The organism is Winogradskyella flava, from assembly GCF_014243395.1.
Classification (GTDB): domain Bacteria; phylum Bacteroidota; class Bacteroidia; order Flavobacteriales; family Flavobacteriaceae; genus Winogradskyella; species Winogradskyella flava.
The window spans coordinates 54,926-75,325 of record NZ_JACLCP010000003.1 but is presented as its reverse complement, the minus strand read 5'-3'; the positions used below and the strand labels follow the sequence as shown (position 1 = coordinate 75,325).

At 34.5% G+C, this 20,400-nt stretch carries 16 protein-coding genes; 7 read left to right on the top strand and 9 right to left on the bottom strand.

What is annotated here, in order from left to right; translation table 11 throughout:
* Positions 1-637 precede the first annotated feature (637 nt).
* A complete protein-coding gene (locus tag H7F21_RS10740; RefSeq protein ID WP_185789291.1) occupies positions 638-1,297 on the top strand; it encodes an ATP-binding cassette domain-containing protein in 660 nt (219 codons plus the stop codon).
* A 5-nt stretch (positions 1,298-1,302) separates the two neighbouring features.
* Here H7F21_RS10740 and H7F21_RS10735 read toward each other — a convergent pair whose 3' ends face one another.
* The 5 genes from H7F21_RS10735 to H7F21_RS10715 all read right to left on the bottom strand — a co-directional run bounded on the left by H7F21_RS10735 (position 1,303) and on the right by H7F21_RS10715 (position 6,930).
* Positions 1,303-2,307: a DUF3078 domain-containing protein gene (locus H7F21_RS10735; RefSeq protein ID WP_185789290.1), complete on the bottom strand. Its 1,005-nt coding sequence runs from the start codon at positions 2,305-2,307 to the stop codon at positions 1,303-1,305.
* Between the two features lie 11 nt (positions 2,308-2,318).
* A complete protein-coding gene (locus H7F21_RS10730; protein WP_185789289.1) occupies positions 2,319-3,497 on the bottom strand; it encodes an AIR synthase related protein in 1,179 nt (392 codons plus the stop codon).
* A gap of 45 nt (positions 3,498-3,542) precedes the next feature.
* The gene (locus H7F21_RS10725; RefSeq protein ID WP_246431464.1) at positions 3,543-4,211 is read right to left on the bottom strand and encodes a Curli production assembly/transport component CsgG; all 669 of its coding nucleotides are present in this window, start codon (positions 4,209-4,211) and stop codon (positions 3,543-3,545) included.
* Positions 4,212-4,385: 174 nt separating this feature from the next.
* On the bottom strand, positions 4,386-4,523 hold the full coding sequence (locus H7F21_RS10720; protein ID WP_185789288.1) for a hypothetical protein: 138 nt from the start codon (positions 4,521-4,523) through the stop codon (positions 4,386-4,388).
* Between the two features lie 220 nt (positions 4,524-4,743).
* Positions 4,744-6,930, bottom strand: coding sequence for a glutamine synthetase III family protein (locus H7F21_RS10715; RefSeq protein ID WP_185789287.1), 2,187 nt, complete (start codon positions 6,928-6,930; stop codon positions 4,744-4,746).
* 175 nt (positions 6,931-7,105) lie between these two features.
* On the opposite strand from H7F21_RS10715, the gene H7F21_RS10710 reads away from it, so the two are divergent.
* Positions 7,106-8,122, top strand: coding sequence for a glutamine synthetase beta-grasp domain-containing protein (locus H7F21_RS10710; RefSeq protein WP_185789286.1), 1,017 nt, complete (start codon positions 7,106-7,108; stop codon positions 8,120-8,122).
* Positions 8,123-8,172: 50 nt separating this feature from the next.
* Here H7F21_RS10710 and H7F21_RS10705 read toward each other — a convergent pair whose 3' ends face one another.
* Positions 8,173-9,123, bottom strand: coding sequence for a calcium/sodium antiporter (locus H7F21_RS10705; RefSeq protein WP_185789285.1), 951 nt, complete (start codon positions 9,121-9,123; stop codon positions 8,173-8,175).
* 156 nt (positions 9,124-9,279) lie between these two features.
* Here H7F21_RS10705 and H7F21_RS10700 point away from each other — a divergent pair, with 156 nt between their 5' ends.
* On the top strand, positions 9,280-9,639 hold the full coding sequence (locus H7F21_RS10700) for a BlaI/MecI/CopY family transcriptional regulator (protein ID WP_185789651.1): 360 nt from the start codon (positions 9,280-9,282) through the stop codon (positions 9,637-9,639).
* Between the two features lie 2 nt (positions 9,640-9,641).
* Positions 9,642-11,579 (top strand): M56 family metallopeptidase, encoded by a 1,938-nt coding sequence (locus tag H7F21_RS10695; RefSeq protein WP_185789284.1) that lies wholly within the window; start codon positions 9,642-9,644, stop codon positions 11,577-11,579.
* A gap of 82 nt (positions 11,580-11,661) precedes the next feature.
* Here the strand turns inward: H7F21_RS10695 and H7F21_RS10690 are convergent, their stop codons facing one another.
* Entirely contained in the window at positions 11,662-13,620 is a 1,959-nt protein-coding gene (locus H7F21_RS10690; protein ID WP_185789283.1) for an endonuclease, read from the bottom strand.
* A 626-nt stretch (positions 13,621-14,246) separates the two neighbouring features.
* On the opposite strand from H7F21_RS10690, the gene H7F21_RS10685 reads away from it, so the two are divergent.
* From H7F21_RS10685 to H7F21_RS10675, 3 genes are all read left to right on the top strand, one after another.
* Positions 14,247-14,396: an SsrA-binding protein gene (locus tag H7F21_RS10685; RefSeq protein ID WP_185789282.1), complete on the top strand. Its 150-nt coding sequence runs from the start codon at positions 14,247-14,249 to the stop codon at positions 14,394-14,396.
* A 98-nt stretch (positions 14,397-14,494) separates the two neighbouring features.
* A complete protein-coding gene (locus H7F21_RS10680) occupies positions 14,495-15,544 on the top strand; it encodes an aldose epimerase family protein (RefSeq protein WP_185789281.1) in 1,050 nt (349 codons plus the stop codon).
* Positions 15,545-15,629: 85 nt separating this feature from the next.
* Entirely contained in the window at positions 15,630-16,763 is a 1,134-nt protein-coding gene (locus tag H7F21_RS10675) for a Gfo/Idh/MocA family protein (protein WP_185789280.1), read from the top strand.
* Here the strand turns inward: H7F21_RS10675 and H7F21_RS10670 are convergent.
* Both H7F21_RS10670 and bglX read right to left on the bottom strand, forming a co-directional pair.
* Entirely contained in the window at positions 16,760-18,088 is a 1,329-nt protein-coding gene (locus H7F21_RS10670) for an endo-1,4-beta-xylanase (RefSeq protein WP_185789279.1), read from the bottom strand. The genes H7F21_RS10675 and H7F21_RS10670 overlap by 4 nt on opposite strands.
* A 19-nt stretch (positions 18,089-18,107) precedes the next feature.
* Positions 18,108-20,393: a beta-glucosidase BglX gene (gene bglX, locus H7F21_RS10665; protein ID WP_185789278.1), complete on the bottom strand. Its 2,286-nt coding sequence runs from the start codon at positions 20,391-20,393 to the stop codon at positions 18,108-18,110.
* Positions 20,394-20,400 lie beyond the last annotated feature (7 nt).

Here is a 20,400-nt window from a genome sequence, read left to right as displayed (position 1 = left end):
AATTTAGCTATCTGTGCGTTGTAATTTATATGCTAAGGCAATTTGTCTCTATACTAAACTATTATAAACCGCTTGCTTTATGGTCGTTTTTAGTTACCATAGCAATTACGGTTATCAATCCTGAATTGATTTTGGCGCTATGCACAAAATTATTTTTGGTGTTTCTATTATGGATAATGATTAGCGATAGAAAATTAAGACGACGATTAAATTATTACCGTATTCGAGGCGTAAGCAACACCAAATTTATCATTATCATCTTTATTTTAGACAGCATTTTTACTTGCTCTTTTATTGCTGTGATAAAAGGTTTCATTTAAAAGCCTTATTTTTCTGATATGAATCGTCTTTTAGTTCTATTTAATTTCTATAAATTATTCATTGCCTCGTCTTTAATTGTTAATAGTCTTATTATAGCAGTTAACCCGAACTATGCCGCCGCATTAGTCACTAAATTGTTTCTAACTGTACTTGCATGGTATTTTATTACTGAAACATCTCAAAAACAAAAACTAACCTTTTATAAAAATCTCGGAATATCTCCATTATTATTATTCTCATTTGCATTCATTTTCGATAGCATTTTGACCGTCATATTTATTTTTTTATTTAATAATTTATTGTAAACCATTTAAGCTTGAAATTTGAACTGGACAATGTAGAATTATACTTTAAAACCATGCGTATTTTAAACGGCATTTACCTAAAAGCTGAAACTGGTAAAGTAACAGCAATTTTAGGAAGAAATGGTTGTGGTAAAAGCAGCTTGCTCAATATCGCTTTTGGAAATTTAAAACCAAAGTATAAACTAATTAGGATAGACCACAAGCCGATTCTGAAACCGCTTTACAAAACGGGCTACGTAAAATACCTACCTCAATATAATTTTATTCCAAATGGTATGAAGCTATCTTTTATTTTTAGTATCTATAATTTAAACTGGGATGAATTTACAGAAAAGTTTGAAGCCCTTTCTAAATATAAAGTTTCAAAGTTTAGGACACTGTCAGGTGGAGAAAGACGTTTAATCGAAACTTATGTAATTCTAAAAACAAAAAGTGATATTGTAATCCTTGATGAACCATTTTCCCATTTAGCCCCAATTCATATTGAATATATTAAGCAGCTTATTTCTGAAGAAAAGAAACAGAAGGCCATTATAATTTCTGACCATATGTATAGTCATATCATTGATAGTTCTGACGATATTTATCTATTGCAAAACGGTACTACCAAAAAGATTGATAAACTTACAGAACTTGAGGATTACAACTATATAAGTGAAGGACAGCTTTAGAACCCTTAAAGTGTTGATCGCTGACTAATTAAACTATCCAAATCCACAATAACACCAACACCGAGTAGTTGTTTCCATTGTAATTTTGGTCCTGTTATAACTATTTCTTCATTGGTAATATCATTTTTATCCGCTTCTGCCTTAATATCGTTATCATACCTTAAATGCGAGCCAATAGTCGCTTGAACGTATTTGTTGACTTTCATATTAAGATTTAATTCCCAGTCTAAATCAACATTTCCAAAACTGTTCAAATAATCTGTATATAGTCGTAAGCGTGTATTCAGTTTGATGTTTGTGAAAATTTCATCCTCGAACTGACCAGTCAATAGAATCCCAAGCTCTTGTCTTGTTTTCTCTCCTTCTTTTATAATATTACCTTCTAAATCATAGATAGCAGGATCTACTCCAAATGCACCTTGGTTAGCTAAGTCGTCATCCAAGACAAATGTATTTTTAAGCGTGAATGGAGAGGCGTAAACTGAAAATCGATCAATGTGTCGACCGTATTCCATACCAATTCCCAGAAACAAATAACCTGGTGCCATAAATCTTGAAATAGGGTTGTTATCATCTGGATTTCTATAGCCGTTAGCAAATTGCGTATTGAAACTAAATCTCGCCGAATAAAACCAATTACTCTCAGGGCTTTCCTCAAGTCCAACGTTAGAAATTACCTCGATAACATCTTCAGTCTTAAACAAAGGCTTATCCTCCTGTTTATTGAGCCCATAACGCAGACTCAGCAATGAATTCCAAAATAAGTTTTCTTGCTTGTACTTAGCAGATGCACTTCCAGTAACGATACCTGTTATTGAATTGGTTCCACCTGCATTCCAATTAGAAAAGGATACCTGGTTAAGATTTAAGCCAGCTTCTTTCTTTGTTCGCCATCCAAGTTTTATATCATCCTTAGCTTTTTCCTTAAAATACAAGGAGTCTGGCTGGGCACAAAGTTGAAATGAAAATAAAATGAATATTACAAGACTATATCTTGAATAATTCTGCATATGCTACGTAATTAATAGGAAAACGTACCAAAATCGCTTTTAATTGTAAGTCGCTTATTCTCTGATGCCTCTACTCTACCAATGATTTTGGCATGGACATTAAAGGATTTAGAAATAGCAATAATATCTTCTGCAACTTCTGGTTTAACGTATAATTCCATACGATGACCACAATTAAACACTTGATACATTTCTTTCCAATCGGTTTTAGATTGCTTTTGAATGAGCTTGAATAACGGAGGAATCTCGAACATATTATCCTTTATAATATGAAGATTATCTACAAAATGAAGAATCTTAGTTTGCGCTCCTCCACTGCAATGTACCATACCATGAATTGAGTCGTTGTTGTATTTATTTAAAATAGACTTTATAATTGGCGCATATGTCCTTGTGGGTGATAACACTAATTTACCAGCATCAATTGGTGAATCTTCAATTGAATCCGTAAGTTTAGTTTGCCCAGAATATACTAATTCTTCAGGTACGGCCGAATCAAAACTTTCTGGATACTTTTTAGCCAAATATTTTGAAAACACGTCATGTCTGGCAGAGGTCAATCCATTACTTCCCATACCACCATTATATTCAGTTTCGTAAGATGCTTTGCCAAATGACTCCAACCCAACAATAACATCTCCATCACAAATATTAGCGTTATCAATTACATCACTGCGCTTCATGCGAGCAGTAACTGTGGAATCAACAATTATTGTTCTAACTAAATCACCAACATCGGCGGTTTCTCCTCCGGTAGAGTGAATCGCGACTCCAAAAGATTTGAGATCTTTTATCAATTCCTCAGTACCGTTAATGATTGCAGAAATAACTTCCCCTGGAATTAGATTTTTATTTCTACCGATTGTAGAAGACAGCATAATGTTGTCAGTAGCTCCTACACATAACAGATCATCAATATTCATAATCAATGCATCTTGTGCAATACCTTTCCATACGGAGAGATCACCTGTTTCTTTCCAATACATATATGCTAACGATGACTTAGTACCTGCACCATCTGCATGCATGATCAAACAATAATCCTCATCATTAGTTAAATAATCAGGAACTATTTTACAGAATGCTTTAGGAAATAAGCCTTTGTCAATATTTTTAATGGCATTGTGCACATCTTCTTTTGAGGCCGAAACACCTCTCTGCGCGTATCTTTTGCTAACCGAATTGCTCATTAAAGACTTTTAAGATTGGTTTACAAAAGTAAGAATAGAATTGGATTAATTAATTAAATTATTATTAATTACGGTTTCGATCTCTTTCAACCTCTTTTCCCTTTTCTTACTGCCTCCAAAATACAAATTGATGCCTAAACCCATTCTCCAAACGGCATCATCACTCTCACCAGCAATTAGACCATCCAATTCATCCGAAAAAAAATAGTTGTACTCTCCAAAAAGCTTTATACCAAAGCCTTCAGTAACTATACATTCGAATCCCAGACCTCCCTGAACTTTTGTAGAAGTATTCTCAAAATAATTAGCTGCATTATAGCCTCCTCCTGCAAACAGATATGGCGTAAAACGTTTATAAGGAGAAATGAGCAATTCTAGATTCATATCAAACGACATAAACCCTTCACTATAAACATCCTTAAAGACTACACTATACTTGTTGTAGGTGAAGTTTAAATTCAAATGGCTCGTGATGTGACGTTTATAACCTATTCTGAAATACGCTTCAAATTCAGATTCAGCTAAATCTCCATTTGTTATTGAAGAACCTATAGCAGCATCAATGGCATTTGTTCCACGTAGCTCAAAAAAAGCTAGCCTACTATATAGCTTTTTATTCTTCTCTGCACTCTTGATATCTTGAGCATATAAAGCACTTAGGCTAAAAACAGTCAATACTATTGTTAGGAAAAAGTATCTTGACTTAATAATCATATAACCTTAATTGGCAAGTAAATATATATCATGTAGAAACGGGAGGAACGCAATATATAAAAATATTAGTGTTAAAATACTTTACTGCAACAAAAAAAGGATAAAACCATATGTAATGAATTTATCCTTTTATATTCTTGATGGTCATTAAACCATAAAGAAATATCTTAATTTTTAAGATTCTGTCTGTAGATCTTGCTGAACATTAACAACTTCATCGTTTACGACATCTTTTATGTCGTCTGAATTGTCTAAAGAAAGAACTAATGTCGCCCCCACCAGAATAGCTACACTTAAGAGTAACTTCTTCATAATTATAAATATTGATTAATAGCCCTACAAAAATACTGAATAAACAATTTATAAAAGCGAGATTGCATGGTTTTTTATATCTAAAACTCAAGGTTTTCGACAACTAGATCATTGTAGTCGATGAAATACACAAAAGGATATATCATGGCATATTTTAACTACGTAACATTACTTACTGCTGACATAAAACAAACATTAAATTAACACTAAAGACACATTACTATTTGGTAAATAGCAACTCTCTATATTTAGTCAATGGCCAAAGTTCATCATCGATCATTAATTCAAGTTTATCGCAATGATATCTTATATCTTCAAATATAGGTTTGACTTTTTGGCAATAACCCTGTGCTTTCTTTTCTAAATCAGACCCCTTATTTATTGATTTACGTTCATCTGTCATTTTAGTAACCAAAGAATTAATGGCCTCAATATGACGGGAAATTTGTTCAATAAGGGATAATTGCTCCTTAGCAAAACTTTTGAATTCATCTCCATAAATCGTTTTAAGACCGGTAACATTTTCTATCAGTATATTTTGATATCTCACTGCAGTCGGTACAATGTGGTTCCGAGCAATATCTCCAATTACCCTGCTCTCAATTTGAATATGAAGAATATACTCTTCCATCTCTATCTCATAACGCGCTTGAGATTCTACCTTATTCATAACACCCAAAGTTTCAAATAACTCCAGCGAAGATTTAGAAATCTTTACCTTAAGCGCTTCAGGTGTCGTTTTATTATTACTTAATCCACGTTTTTTAGCTTCTTTCTCCCATTCTTCACTATAACCATTGCCTTCAAACAAAATATGCTTAGATGCTTTTATATACTCACGTAATACATTGAAAATAGCGTCATCTTTTTTCATGGATTTCTCATCAATCAAGGCATCAACTTCAGCTTTAAAATCTATTAATTGTTTAGCCACTATGGTATTTAAAACCGTCATTGGATTAGCACAATTTGCAGTAGAGCCAACTGCCCTAAATTCAAATTTATTTCCCGTAAAAGCGAAAGGAGATGTTCTATTTCTGTCCGTATTGTCCAATAAAATCTCTGGTATTTTCCCTACAACGTTCAATTTTAAATCTGTTTTTTCTTGAGGAGATAATTTCCCTTTTGTAACGGATTCTAATTCCTCCAGTACCTTAGTCAACTGCGCACCTATAAATACCGAAATAATGGCTGGCGGCGCTTCGTTTGCTCCTAAACGATGATCGTTACTGGCAGAGGCAATGGCAGCTCTTAGCAATTCCTCGTGAGTTAAAACCGCCTTAATTGTATTTATGAAAAACGTTAAAAACTGAAGGTTGCTCATTGGTGTTTTACCTGGCGATAATAGATTTACACCTGTATCCGTGCTCAAACTCCAATTATTGTGCTTACCCGAACCATTGACTCCCGCAAATGGCTTCTCGTGCAAAAGAACATTAAAGCCATGGCGTTCCGCAACCTTTTGCATCACATCCATTAATAAAGAGTTGTGATCCACAGCTAAGTTTGCCTCTTCATATATAGGAGCCAATTCAAATTGATTTGGAGCTACTTCATTATGTCTTGTCTTAACTGGTATACCCAACAACATACATTCATTTTCTAGATCACGCATATATGCCATTGCCCTTGTGGGAATGGTACCAAAATAATGATCATCCAACTGTTGCCCTTTTGCTGGTGAATGTCCCAATAGCGTTCGACCTGCCAAAACAATATCTGGTCGAGATGTCGCCAGGGCCTTATCTATTAAAAAATACTCCTGCTCCCATCCTAATGAAGCACTCACTTTCCTAACATTCTTATCAAAATATTTACAAACCGCCACGGCTGCATCATCTACGGCGTGTAATGCTCTTAATAATGGTGTTTTATAATCTAAAGCTTCTCCTGTATAAGAAACGAAGACCGTTGGGATGCACAATGTTGTACCATATATAAAAGCAGGCGATGTAGGATCCCAAGCGGTATATCCTCTTGCTTCAAACGTATTTCTTATACCTCCATGAGGAAAACTTGATGCGTCTGGTTCTTGTTGCACAAGTTGACTGCCATCAAACTTTTCAATAGCCATACCATCTCCAATAGTTTCGAAAAAGGCGTCGTGCTTTTCTGCAGTTGCACCTGTTAAAGGCTGAAACCAATGTGTGTAATGCGTCGCTCCTTTAGAAATAGCCCATTCTTTCATTCCTATAGAAATATGGTCTGCCATCAATCGATCTATTTTTGTTCCTTTTTCAATAGATTCCAGAATACTCTTTAATGCGTTTTTGGTTAAATATTGACGCATACTCGCTTCATTAAAAACATTTTCACCAAAAACCTCAGAACGACGTTTAGTTTCTTCAATCTTTAAAGGGACTCGTTTTAAGGCTTCCTTAATTGCATTAAATCTAAGTGTTGACATATTCGTATTTATTTGCCGTAAAAATACGAAATATTGAATTTATAAATATACCACCCCTTAAAAAATAGGGTTATCAACAAATATTAATAACATTTTATCTAAAATACCCTGTTTTTTTTGACCACTTAAAAAAAAACACAATATTTGCAAAGTCAATTTGTTAAATACTATTACGATGAGTAAATCTAAATTAGAGTACATATGGCTTGATGGTTATAAGCCAACTCAAAACATGAGAAGTAAGACTAAAGTTGAAGACAACTTTAGTGGAAAATTAGAAGATTGTCCTATATGGTCTTTTGATGGTTCGTCAACCAGACAAGCTACAGGAGATTCTTCTGACTGTTTATTGAAGCCGGTGGCTATATACCCTGATCCTGCGAGAAAAAATGGGTATTTAGTAATGACTGAAGTTTTAAATGCTGACGGCACACCACATGAGTCCAATGGAAGAGCAACTATTGATGATAATGACAACGACTTTTGGTTTGGTTTTGAGCAAGAGTACTTCATTATGGATACACAAACACAATTGCCTTTAGGCTTCCCTATTGGAGGGTACCCTGCGCCTCAAGGCATGTACTACTGTTCTGTAGGCGGAAAAAACACGCATGGTAGAGATTTAGTTGAAGAGCATGCTGATCTTTGTATTGCAGCTGGATTAAATTTTGAAGGTATTAACCAAGAAGTTGCATCTGGACAATGGGAGTTTCAGTTATTTGCAAAAGGCGCTAAAAAAGCTGGAGACGAAATTTGGGTTGCACGTTATTTGTTAGACCGTTTAACCGAACAATACGGTTACTATATTGAGTACCATCCAAAGCCATTAGGAAAAGACATGGATTGGAACGGCTCTGGTATGCACGCCAATTTCTCAAATACTACCTTAAGAACATGCGGTAGCCAAGAAATTTATGAAAAGATTTGTGAAGCATTTAGACCAGTCGTAAAAGAACATATTGAAGTATATGGTGAGTTTAACGATCAAAGATTAACCGGTTTACACGAAACTGCATCAATTAACGATTTTAGTTATGGTATATCTGACAGAGGTGCTTCAATCCGAATTCCAATCATTACAGTAGAAAAAGGCTGGAAAGGTTGGTTAGAAGATCGAAGACCTGCTTCCAATGGTGATCCATATAAAATTGCTGGTAGAATTATCAAAACTGTAAAAAGCGCCAATATCTAAATAATCATTTGATAGAACTATTAAAAAAGCCTGCTTAAAGCAGGCTTTTCTTATTTTAAGGTGATATATATAAAAATTATATAAGCCCCAAATAATAACATACCCTTATAACGACCGATAACAAATCGTTTTGGAATTAACATTAGAGGTACCAAAATAGCCGCAAAAGCTATCATCCAAAATATGTTAGTCGACAATATTTCTGGAGTTTCAGGATTAACAACTATAGGTTTTATGATAGCTGTTAAACCCAATACCGATGCTATATTAAAAATATTCGAACCTATGAGATTCCCTAACGAGATAGCCTTTTCTTTCTTTAAAGCTGCGATAACTGAAGCCGCCAATTCGGGCACACTTGTCCCTATGGCGATAACTGTTACGGAAATAGCATAATCACTAATACCAACGGCTTTTGCCAGTTGCTTTGCACCTTCTACTAACCACTCTGATCCAAAATATAACCCAGCAGCTCCGATGAGCAACCACATGACTATTTTAAAGTTTGACACTTCTGCCAACGCGTCATCGACTTCTTCAAGATTAGCTTTCATCGACTTTCTTGAGTTATGGATTAAGATAACTAGAAAAATGATTAAAGCCACAAATAAAATTACACCTTCTACAGCTGTTAAAACCTCATCATTCTTAAGAAAGTAATACAATGCAAAAGAAGCCAACATCATCATTGGCCAATTGTACCTATAGAACTCCTGCTCAACGGTCAGCGGAGAAATAATTGCAGTTATTCCTAACACCAAACCAATATTGGCAATGTTAGAACCAATGACATTACCTAAGGCAATATCTGAAATGCCATCAAAAGCAGCCTGTAAACTTACTAGTAGCTCTGGAGCAGACGTTGCAAAAGAAACTACCGTCATGCCAATAACAAGTTTAGAAATCTTTAGTTTAAAAGATAATCCCACCGAAGCCCTTACCAAGAAGTCACCACCTACAACCAACAATGCCAAACCAGCTATAACAAGGAAGATACTCATCTATTAGTTAATATTTTTTAGATAGAATCGCGAAGATAACACTTCATTCTTACACAAACTAAAAACTAAATATTTCGTTAAATAACTACTAATTTAGTTGTATAACTATAAAAATAGTTATATGTTTGACTATAAGTACTGACAGATATCATTATGATGCAAAAGCTAACAAATAAAGAACAAGAAATAATGCACATTCTATGGAAGCTCGAAAAAGCTTTTGTCAAGGATGTCCTTGCAGAAATTAAAACTGATAAACCACATTACAACACCTTATCTACTATCATAAGAAACTTAGAAGAAAAAGGTTACGTAAGTTATAATGCCTACGGGAAAACCCATCAATATTTTCCTATTGTAACGAAAGAAGAATACAAAAAAGGTTTTATGACGACCGCAATAGATAACTACTTTAATAGCTCCTATAAAAATGTAGTATCCTTTTTTGCCAAAGAGGAAAAAATCAGTGTGGATGAGCTTAAAGAAATCATTGCGCTAATTGAAAACAAAAAATAACCATGGAATATTTACTAAAATCTGCAGCAGTATTGTTTATATTTTATGTATTCTACAAACTGTTTTTACAAAGAGAAACATTCTTTCAAACAAACCGCTTGTATTTACTTACTGGTCTGATTATGACTGTTTGTCTTCCGTTTATAATAATACCTGTTTATGTGGAATATACGCCAATTGTTATAGAAAGTATATTGCCAACAAATGATGCCATCGTAATACAAGAGACTTCAAGCGAAATGAGTTTTAATGTTTTGCAAATCTTATATATGCTGTATGGAATTGGAGTTATATTCTTCCTAACAAAGTTGTTAATTGAATTGACATCTCTAATGTTCTTATTCAACAGGCACCAATATTATAAAAGTGGCTCCTACATATTAATTGAAACCAATAATGATATTCCACCGTTTTCCTTTTTCATCTGGATTATTTACAACCCTAAAAACTATTCCGAAAATGAGCTAACACATATTCTGAATCACGAAAAAGTTCATGCCAAGGAAATGCATTCCATTGACATTATATTAAGTCAATTGGCCTGCATTGTATTTTGGTTTAACCCATTTGCGTGGCTCTATAAGAAAGAAATTCAACAAAATCTAGAGTTTATAGCAGATAAAAAAGCACAGCGCATTTCAGAATGTGAAAAAAGCTACCAATTAATACTTTTAAAATCAAGCATTCCAAATCATAAATATATAATCACTAATAATTTTTACAATTCACAAATCAAAAAACGAATCATTATGTTACACAAATCAAATTCGAGCAAAATAAAAGCATGGAAGTACAGTTTAATTCTTCCAATCTTGGCCTTATTTCTAATGAGTTTTAACACTAAGGAAATTTTTATAGAAGCTGAAAGTTTAAAAACTGTAAGCAATAGTGTCCAAACGGAAGCCTCATCTCAACTTAATAGTTTTTATGACACTATTGATTTACAGACAACAAATGAGGCGGACAACGAAGAACATATTGCAACGAAAAATAGCAATCAGAAAAAAGCCAATAAATTAATGGCCCAAGTTATTCCTCAGAAACAGAAAAACTCCTCTACCATCAAAACGAACACGGTAATTAGTGTTATCGATAAGAAAACCACAGACTTAGAATTAGAAAAAATAGAAGCACATTTAGAAAAAGAAGGTTTGTCAATAAAAATTAAAGGTGTAAAGCGCAATAACAATAGTGAGATTACTGCTATTAAAATCGATGCTAAATCAAAAAATTCCAACGCGCAGTACAATATAAATTCTGACGACACCATAGAACCCATAAAAATAATCTATGATGCCAAGAGCGATAGTATATCCATTGGTAATGGACATACAAGACATGGAAAACACACTTATGTTTATGAAACTCATGACGATGGAGGTAATTATAAAATTCACAAATCTACAAGTGGAAGTAATGTGCTTGTAATTTCTGATGAAGAACATGAGGAGCATGAGCATGATGATGAACATGAGCACGAGTCAAGAATTATTGTTAGAAGCAATGGAAAAAAAAGTAAGGTAAAGCGCATAAAAACTAACAGTAAGGTTCATGTGATTTCTGGAGACGACGATGATGAAGTCATTGAAATTATTGTAGATGATGAGGACAACAACAATGAAGAAACTATAATAGTTAATGGCAAGAAAGTAAATATTGTAAAAGGTAAAAACAAAAATACTTGGGTGAGCAAAGATGGAGATGAAGATAATGTCATCATTCTTCAAAATGCATACGACAAAAACAATTTACTTATCTCTTCTAATGGAAAAAACCCTTTATATATAGTAGATGGCAAGGAAGTATCAAAAAGAAAATTCAAAGATATTGATACTGATAATATTGAATCAGTAACCGTTCTAAAAGGCGAAAATGCTATTGAGTTATACGGCAAAAAAGGAAAAGACGGTGTTATTATTGTAAAGACTAAAAAAGATTAATTAAATTTCATCAATCAATTAAGCGGAAAAAGCCAAACTCTAATATTGAGTTTGGCTTTTTCTATTTTAATAGTCTTTAATATTAATTTACAATCACTTTTGTAACTACTGATTGATTATTGTTAAATAGTTTTACTAGGTAAATACCAGACGTTAGATCTAAGTCTATTGAGTTTTTAACTAATTTAAATTCTTTTAAGAGCTTACCTTCTATAGAATACACTTCCATCTTAATCGCATCATTTAACCCAGAAAAGTAAAGCTTTCCATTCGTTGGGTTTGGATACATTGAGGCTTCTGAAAATTTATGGTCATTTGTACCCAATGATTGGTCCCAAATATCCCCCGCATTATTACCCCAAATGTACTCTACCAAGAGTGGTTGATCTATAAATGGGTTTCTATTAAATTGCCAATTATAAACAACGTTGTTTCGGTTCATCTCGAAATCATCTGGCGGATCGTTTCTATGCCAATCCAAAAGGGTTGCTAAATCACCTAACTGACCCGTAGTATTTGGAAAACCATTGACCACTTCCAATCCATTATATCTAATTTCCATATATAACACACTTCGTGCAACATCTCCTTTAAAGCTTCCTAAATTACCCGTTGGTCCATTATATTGACCATAATGCTGATTCCCTCGTGAACTGTTTTCCGCAGCATCAGCTGCGCGTAAAGCATGTGCATCGGAATTACCATGACGTAGCGAATCTGCTTTAGTTGTCCAAAATATGTCTATGCCATCTGCAATCTCATCCTCCTCAATATCAAAAAAACCTCCTCTAGATCTTGGATACGTATGCTCCCTATTCCACTTACCTGTATTATTGCTACTGGTCTGTAAATCTAATTTTGGCCTACCTTCTTCTGTGTACAGCAACCAAACTTGATTACTATTTTCGGGGTTCTGATCGGCTTCTTTTAAAATATCAATAACATCCGCATAGGTTTGTGCTCTTACAGTCATCGGATCTGCGATAATAACTTGTAAGGCTTGCCTTAAAGCAATATCTGCTAAACCATCTAAACTATTGTAATAATCTGCAGGTTGAGTGCTTTGCACAATTCCGGTAGTCGGATTCAAAGGTGTTCCCCAAGCGGCCATGGTGAAATCATTATCTACTACTCTTACCTCAACAAAATTATTTGATGCGACTTCGGGTTCAACTAAATCGACAAATTGAATTTGGATAACCTCGTCACCTTCATCAATAGCATCATCTATAATCGTTATTGTAGTACTCGTCGTATTCTGTCCATTTGGAATTGTTAACACAATATTTCCCGTATAATCAGCAGTATTAAACCCAAAATTATCAAGACTAATAGTGAAGTTTAAATCCGAAGTGACATTAGTTTCCGATGTAAACGTAATATCAAAACTTGCACCTTCATCGTATAGCGTTTCGTTTACTGCTATTGCTATTGGGTTTATAGCATTCCCAGAACCATCATTTTCACGTCTAGGTGTCGGCGTAGCCGTACTATAAGATTCATTGTCCATAGCATCGACAAAACGTTGAATGGATCTGGGATTTGTGTTAGTTCCATTGTCATTGTACTGCACGGTCTCTCCCATTAATCCTAACAATACAGTATCATCGGTATCATTGGTTCCGTAAACCATAGCATCAATAAGATTTGTTTGCGTTGCCAATGTGCCTTCGGGGAAATCGTTAACCGAGGCTAAGTAAATTCCGACGGCATCTGCTCCATTCTGTATAGCGTTTTCTGAAATCACAACTTGTGGAAATGGCGATACCCCTACACTTCCGACCACCAATAGTCCATTATTGTCAGTCTCATACCCATTCAAATCTATGGCCATATAGCTTGAATCTGCCCCACTGCTGGAACCATTGAAAAAAACCAAGATATATCCATCGGTAGAAAAGTTGGGCATCTGGGATTTTAATTCTATAAATTCTGCCGTATCGATACTTGGAGAATCAGGATCAAGTTCATTAATAACCAAAACCTGGGACCATCCTGACATATTTATTAAAAGTATAGTGAGTAGCAAAAGTCTTTTCATAATTAAAATTTCAACAAAGATACTTGTTAAATATTGTCTAAATGTTAAAACAAAAAATAGTATAAATTAACTACAAAAAGCAAGTGAAATATTCTATGATATTTATCAGTAAAACGAAACTCATAAATGATGAAATGTGAAAATTTGGACCATTTTAAGATGAAATGCCTCTACACTTTTAGAAAGCATCCAAAAAAAGCCCTTGAAACCTATTAAACTGGAATAATAATATGTATTTTATGTTTAATATTAAAACTTAAATAAAGGCAAGTCACAAATTTTAGTAATCATTTTCATTTTTTAACTTATAAATTTAAATTCAAATTCATCGATTTTTATAAAAACGTTTGGAAGATCATTTGTTATCGATATATATTGAAAACTCAATCAAGAAATTAAAACAAATTATTAACCTCTAAACCAAAAAATTATGATGACATTAGCAAAATTGATTATTGATATTATATTTTCAATATTCTAAATTAAACCGACCAAAGAATCAACCAAAGAATCAACCAAAAAACAACCAATCAAAAAAATGTAAAACTTAGTTCTAGAATAAGTTTTACTATTTTTATCGCTAAGCGATATTTGACAACACCATTTGTTGTCACAAAATAATTCAAATGAAGAAATCATTATTTAAACTTCTGGCAAAAGTCAATAAGGCCATTCTTCCAAGTTACACAAAGAAACAGCTAGACCTAAGCAATGCAACTAAACTTCAGCTTGCTATTATTGGCTGGCGTATTTATATAACAAAACGTGCCTTATAATAAAATTATACATCGTTTCGAAAAAAAGAAACACAATAACGCCAACATTAGTACTTTAGTAGAACAATGTTAAAAATTGACTTTAAAGTACCTAGTATATGCAACTCATACCAAAATCTAACTTTACAACCATATTGAATGATAAATCTGTAAGTCTATTTAACTTAAAAAACAAACAAGGCTTAGTAGGTCAAATAACCAATTATGGTGGAAGACTAATTAGTCTATGGACCAAAGATAAAAATGATAAATTAGAAGATATTGTTTTAGGATATAATTCCATTCAAGACTATTTGGATGCTGATGAAATGTTTTTTGGAGCTATAATTGGAAGATATGGAAATCGGATTGCAGCTGGGCAATTTACATTAGACGACAACACTTATGGTTTAGAAAGAAATAACGCCCCTAACCATCTTCATGGTGGACTTCATGGTTTTCACAATGTAGTGTGGGATGCAAATCAAATTTCGGAATCGAAATTAGAACTTTATTACACTTCTAATGATGGAGAAGCTGGTTATCCTGGCAACCTTAAAGTAACTGTTATTTATGAATTGACACAAGATAATGAACTTCATATTAGCTACAGTGCCAAAACTGATAAAAAAACAATAGTTAACTTAACACACCATTCCTATTTTAATCTGCAAGGTGCTGGTAGCGGAACAATTAATAATCATTTACTTCAGATTTATGCTTCTCATTACACACCAGTTAATAAGAATATGATTCCTACTGGTGAAATAGCCTCTGTTAAAAATTCGCCTTTTGATTTTACAGAGTTAAAACCAATAGGTAAAGATTTAGATAGTACTAATACGCAGTTACAGTTAGGATCTGGTTATGATCATAATTTTGTCTTAGATCATAAAGGCCTAAAAAAAGCCGCAATTGTTAAAGAGACTATTTCCGGAAGAAAAATGACTGTATATACTACAGAACCAGGAATTCAATTTTACGGAGGAAATCACCTAAACACAAAAAAGGCCGGAAAAAACAACCTCTATTACAATAGTCAAACTGGTTTTTGCTTGGAAACACAGCATTTTCCTAATAGCCCAAATCAACCAAATTTTCCTTCTACAGTTCTAGAGCCTAGGGACACGTATACTTCCATTTGCATCTATAAATTTGGTGTTATATAGAAAATGCATCAAATCTTCTAAATATTGCTTATTCTATTTTAGAAAATAAAATCGATTTAAACTATATTTATATAAATCGTTTTTTATGAAAAGACGTCCATTTATAAAAAATATACTTCGAGCAGCAACTGTTACTGCAATCGCACCTCAGCTTTCTCTTTCACAAAGTCTTGCATCCGAAAAAAACTCAAAAAAGCTTGGAATTGCTCTGGTAGGCTTAGGTACTTATTCTACGGATCAATTAGCACCTGCTCTTTTAGAAACAAAATTATGTTATTTATCAGCAATTGTTACAGGAACAAAAGAAAAAGAACAACAATGGATTGAAAAATACGGCATTAAAAAAGAGAATGTATATACTTACAAGAACTTTGATAGAATTATAGACAATGATGAAATTGATATTGTTTACGTAGTACTACCAAATAGTATGCACGCAGAATATACCATAAGAGCTGCAAAAGCAGGCAAGCATGTTATATGTGAAAAACCCATGGCTACATCCGTTTCTGATTGCAAAAAGATGATAACGGCATGTAAAAAAGCTAACAAAAAACTCTCAATCGGTTATCGTTTACACTTTGATCCTTTTAATGACAACATGATGCGCTTAGGACAAAGCAAGTTTTATGGAAATAAAATGACAGTTGCGACCGAGTTCTCTTTTAACGTTAGTGACATAAACCATTGGTGGAGAGCTAACAAAAAATTAGCCGGCGGTGGTGCTTTAATGGACTTAGGTATTTATTGTTTGCAAGCTAGTATATATACTTTTGGAGAGCTACCTTTAACATTATGGGGAAAAGACACAACGAAACCAGATAGTATTTTCAATGAGGTTGAAGGTAGTATTGAATGGGAAATGACTTTCCCTTCAGGAAAAGCGTATTGTAAAACAAGCTACGAAAGTCCCTTTAAAAGTCATCTCATCCTAAATACGGAAAAAGGTAAACTAGAGTTATCTCCTTCTTTCACCTATGATGGAATAAAAGGGACAACTCCAGATGGCGAAATGGAACTAAAAAACGTTAACCAACAAGCTCTGCAAATGGATACTTTTGCTCAAAATATTTTACAAGACACTTCATCTATCGTACCTGGAGAAATGGGCTTAAGAGATAATTACATCATTGAAAAAATTTATGAGTCAGCCGCTAATCACAGTGCTGTGGTTAACTTAAACGATATTCCAAATATTTTAGACCTAAGAATTAACTAGTCCTCCAAAGCCTCTAAAAATCCAGTATGTGCTCTTTTAGGTTGAAACGCTACATCATAAAGAAGTGGCCAATCTGGTTGTCCCCAAAAGTCTATTAACCAAGTTTCGGTATCTCTCATTCCCCAAATTGTAATTGCGAATTTATTGACATCTGGCATGGCATCATATATCTCTACAACTTCTCTTACTTTATTCTGCTGAGCTATTGCTCTAGCTTCAGTAAAAGATGTTATGTCATTATTTGGATTTACCCTAACATCGAGCTCAGCAAAGTGCATTTTTAAGCCTCTAGACACTGTACCATCGACTACACTTTGTATCTGAGCAGACGATGGAAAAAAGATATCTATATGCATTTGTGCGCCTACACCATCGATGAGATTTTGTGATGCCAAATCATCAACGATATCAAACATGGCTGCTTGTTTCCCTACATCAAACGTGAGATTATAATCATTATAAAAGAGTAATGCATCTGGGTCCGCATTTCTAGCAAACTGATAACACTTTGATATATAATCATCTCCCATACGTTGCCTAAAAACAGAATTTCTCAATTGGTTACTTCCATCTTCAATAGCTTCATTTACGACATCCCAAGATCTTACTTCACCAGCATATCTTGTCATAACCGTCGTGATGTAATCTTCAATCATATCTTCAAATTCCTGATCGGTCCCTGAAAAATTATCCACCCAATCTGGTATTGCATTATGCCATATCAATGTATGACCATGTATATCCATATCATTAGTCACTCCGTAATCTACTATCGCATCCGCTGCTGTAAAATCATAATTACCTTCGGATGGATACATAATATTCATTTTCATTTCATATTCAGCTGTGAGATTATTGAATTCCCGAACTAAAATATCGCCATGCTGACCATCCATTCGATTTGATTGCACCGCCATTCCAACCGAGAATTTATCTGTTGCGTCTTTCAGTGCTGGGTGCATTTCATTATCATCTGTTACGGTCACAATTTCACTGGCTTGTATGTCACCATCTGGAGCTTCTACTGTTAGAGTAATTAAATATTCTCCTGCTGCATCATATAAATGCATTTCAGGACCAGCTTGATCTGACACCACAGGCCCATTTTCTGTAAATTGCCAATAACTATTTAATCCGTTTACTCCTGTGGATGTATTATTTACTGTAACCCTCAGTGAGTTTTGCTGAGATATAATCACATCAAAAGACACAATAATTGGTGTAGGTGGCTCAGGTGTTGAATCATCATCTTTTGAACACGCAAAAATCGTAAAGCTTATTACTAGCAAAACACAGATTCCTCCTAAGTTTAATAAATATTTCATAGCATTTGGGTTATGATAATTACTCAATTTCAAATTGACCAGTTAATCCTTTGTCTGATTGTCCTCCAATCATGACATTGAATTTACCGGCTTCAACTAAATAATCTCCATTATTATTATAAAAACCAAGCTCGGCATCAGTTAATGTAAATTTCACTGTTTTAGTTTCTCCTTTTTTCAATTCTACTAATTCAAAACCTTTGAGTTCTTTAACTGGCCTTACAATGCTTGCCACAGGATCATTGATATATAGCTGTACAACTTCTTTTCCATCTAAATTTCCTGTATTAGTAACCTCGACACTTAGCTCTATGGTTTCACCTTTGGTGTATTGCGATTTATTTAGTTTTAAGTTTTCATATTTGAAGCTAGTATAACTCAATCCGTAGCCAAACGGATATAAAGGTGTTTTTTGGGAGTCAATATAATGCGACCAGAACACATTATCTTGACTATTGACTGGCCTACCCGTTCTTAAATGATTGTAATAAATTGGACACTGCCCCACGCTTCTTGGGAATGACACTGGCAATTTTCCACTCGGGTTATAATCACCATATAAAATTTGTGCTACGGCATTTCCTGTTTGCGTACCCAATTGCCAAGCTTCAACAATAGCCGGAACATTTTCAGCTGCCCAAGGCAATGCTAACGGACGACCATTATTTAAAACTAAAACAACGTTTTTGTTTATTTCGAATACCGCTTCTAATAGTTCCTGCTGGTTACCAGGTAAACCCAATTCTGTTCTGCTTCTTGCTTCACCACTTTGAAAGCCTACTTCCCCGAGAACCATTACAACAACATCTGCTTCACTAGCAGCTTTCTTAGCAGCATCAAAACCAGAATAATCCTCTGAATTTATTTTCACCTCTTGAACAAATAATTGCTGACCTAAAGAAACATCAGTACCTTTTTCGTAGACAAGTGTATTGCCCTTATACTCCTGCATACCCTCTAGAACTGAAACAGCCGTATTATCGTCTGCAGCAATTCTCCAACTTCCTAGTGGACTGTTTTTATCCGCTGCTAAAGCACCTATAAGTGCTATTCTCTGACCTGATTTTTTAAGTGGCAATATGTTGCCATCATTTTTGAGTAATACGATAGACTTCTTAGCCATGTCTAGTACAGCATCATTCATCGCTTCACTACCAGTAACGGATTTTTCCCGTTCTGCGTCACAGTACTTGTAGGGATCGTCAAACAAGCCTAGTTCAAACTTTACGCGAAGAATTCGTCTTACAGCATCGTCAATCAATTTTTCATCCACAGTTCCATCTTCAACCAGTTTAACCAACTCTTTTACATACAAATGCGATTCCATATCCATATCAGACCCTGCAGTAACAGCTTTTGCTGAAGCATCAGCACCATCTGCCGCATAACCATGGACTACCATTTCACGAATTGAAGCCCAGTCTGAAACCACATAACCATTAAAATTCCAAGCACCTTTCAAAATATCTCGCTGTAAAAACGTATCTCCAGTTGCTGGCACACCATTCAAGGTATTAAAAGAATTCATAAATGTACGAACTCCAGCATCTACAGCAGCTTTAAAAGGTGGAAGTACCACATTATATAATTTTGAAGTACCCATCTCTGCACTATTGTATTCTAAACCAGCTTCGGCAAAGCCATAAGCGGCAAAATGTTTTGCACAAGATGCAATGGTATTATTAGCACTTAAATCTGTCCCTTGGAAACCGGTAACACGTGCTTTGGCGACTTTAACACCTAAATAGGTATCTTCACCTGCACCCTCCATAATTCTTCCCCACCTGGCATCGTTAGAAATGTCAACGTTTGGACCGAATGTCCAATTGAGACCAGCAGCAGTCGCTTCATCAGCGGCTACTCGTGCCGAATTTTTTATTGCGTCTAAATCCCAACTAGCAGCTTCTGCAAGTGGAATTGGACTTAGTGTTTTATAGCCATGAATCACATCAAAACCAAAGATGATAGGTATACCTAGTCGCGTCTCCTCAACAGCGATCTTTTGTACTGCTCGGACTTTGTCTGTGCCACGCACACTTAGCATGGATCCAACCCACCCTTTCTTAATATGCTCATATTTTTCTTCTTCAGATCCAGATTCTGGCAATGGACCAGTAAAATCCCATGAACCATTGTACTGATTCATTTGGCCTACTTTTTCATCGAGGGTCATTTGATCCATCAAAAGTGTGATGCGTTCTTCTATAGCTTTGTCTTTATCTAGGTGCATTTTCGATTGCGCACAACTTACAGTTACAAAAAAGACAACTGTAAGATTGAAACTTTGTTTTAAAAACTTATTCATGTTACTA

Excerpts from the sequence above, each read along its gene's own strand:
- H7F21_RS10725 (WP_246431464.1), bottom strand. The coding sequence starts at position 4,211 with ATGATTATTAAGTCAAGATACTTTTTCCTAACAATAGTATTGACTGTT.
- H7F21_RS10735 (WP_185789290.1), bottom strand. The coding sequence starts at position 2,307 with ATGCAGAATTATTCAAGATATAGTCTTGTAATATTCATTTTATTTTCA.
- H7F21_RS10695 (WP_185789284.1), top strand. The coding sequence starts at position 9,642 with ATGGAATATTTACTAAAATCTGCAGCAGTATTGTTTATATTTTATGTA.
- H7F21_RS10720 (WP_185789288.1), bottom strand. The coding sequence starts at position 4,523 with ATGAAGAAGTTACTCTTAAGTGTAGCTATTCTGGTGGGGGCGACATTA.
- H7F21_RS10670 (WP_185789279.1), bottom strand. The coding sequence starts at position 18,088 with ATGAAATATTTATTAAACTTAGGAGGAATCTGTGTTTTGCTAGTAATA.
- H7F21_RS10730 (WP_185789289.1), bottom strand. The coding sequence starts at position 3,497 with ATGAGCAATTCGGTTAGCAAAAGATACGCGCAGAGAGGTGTTTCGGCC.
- H7F21_RS10675 (WP_185789280.1), top strand. The coding sequence starts at position 15,630 with ATGAAAAGACGTCCATTTATAAAAAATATACTTCGAGCAGCAACTGTT.
- H7F21_RS10685 (WP_185789282.1), top strand. The coding sequence starts at position 14,247 with ATGAAGAAATCATTATTTAAACTTCTGGCAAAAGTCAATAAGGCCATT.
- H7F21_RS10705 (WP_185789285.1), bottom strand. The coding sequence starts at position 9,123 with ATGAGTATCTTCCTTGTTATAGCTGGTTTGGCATTGTTGGTTGTAGGT.
- H7F21_RS10680 (WP_185789281.1), top strand. The coding sequence starts at position 14,495 with ATGCAACTCATACCAAAATCTAACTTTACAACCATATTGAATGATAAA.
- bglX (WP_185789278.1), bottom strand. The coding sequence starts at position 20,393 with ATGAATAAGTTTTTAAAACAAAGTTTCAATCTTACAGTTGTCTTTTTT.
- H7F21_RS10690 (WP_185789283.1), bottom strand. The coding sequence starts at position 13,620 with ATGAAAAGACTTTTGCTACTCACTATACTTTTAATAAATATGTCAGGA.
- H7F21_RS10700 (WP_185789651.1), top strand. The coding sequence starts at position 9,280 with ATGCAAAAGCTAACAAATAAAGAACAAGAAATAATGCACATTCTATGG.
- H7F21_RS10715 (WP_185789287.1), bottom strand. The coding sequence starts at position 6,930 with ATGTCAACACTTAGATTTAATGCAATTAAGGAAGCCTTAAAACGAGTC.
- H7F21_RS10710 (WP_185789286.1), top strand. The coding sequence starts at position 7,106 with ATGAGTAAATCTAAATTAGAGTACATATGGCTTGATGGTTATAAGCCA.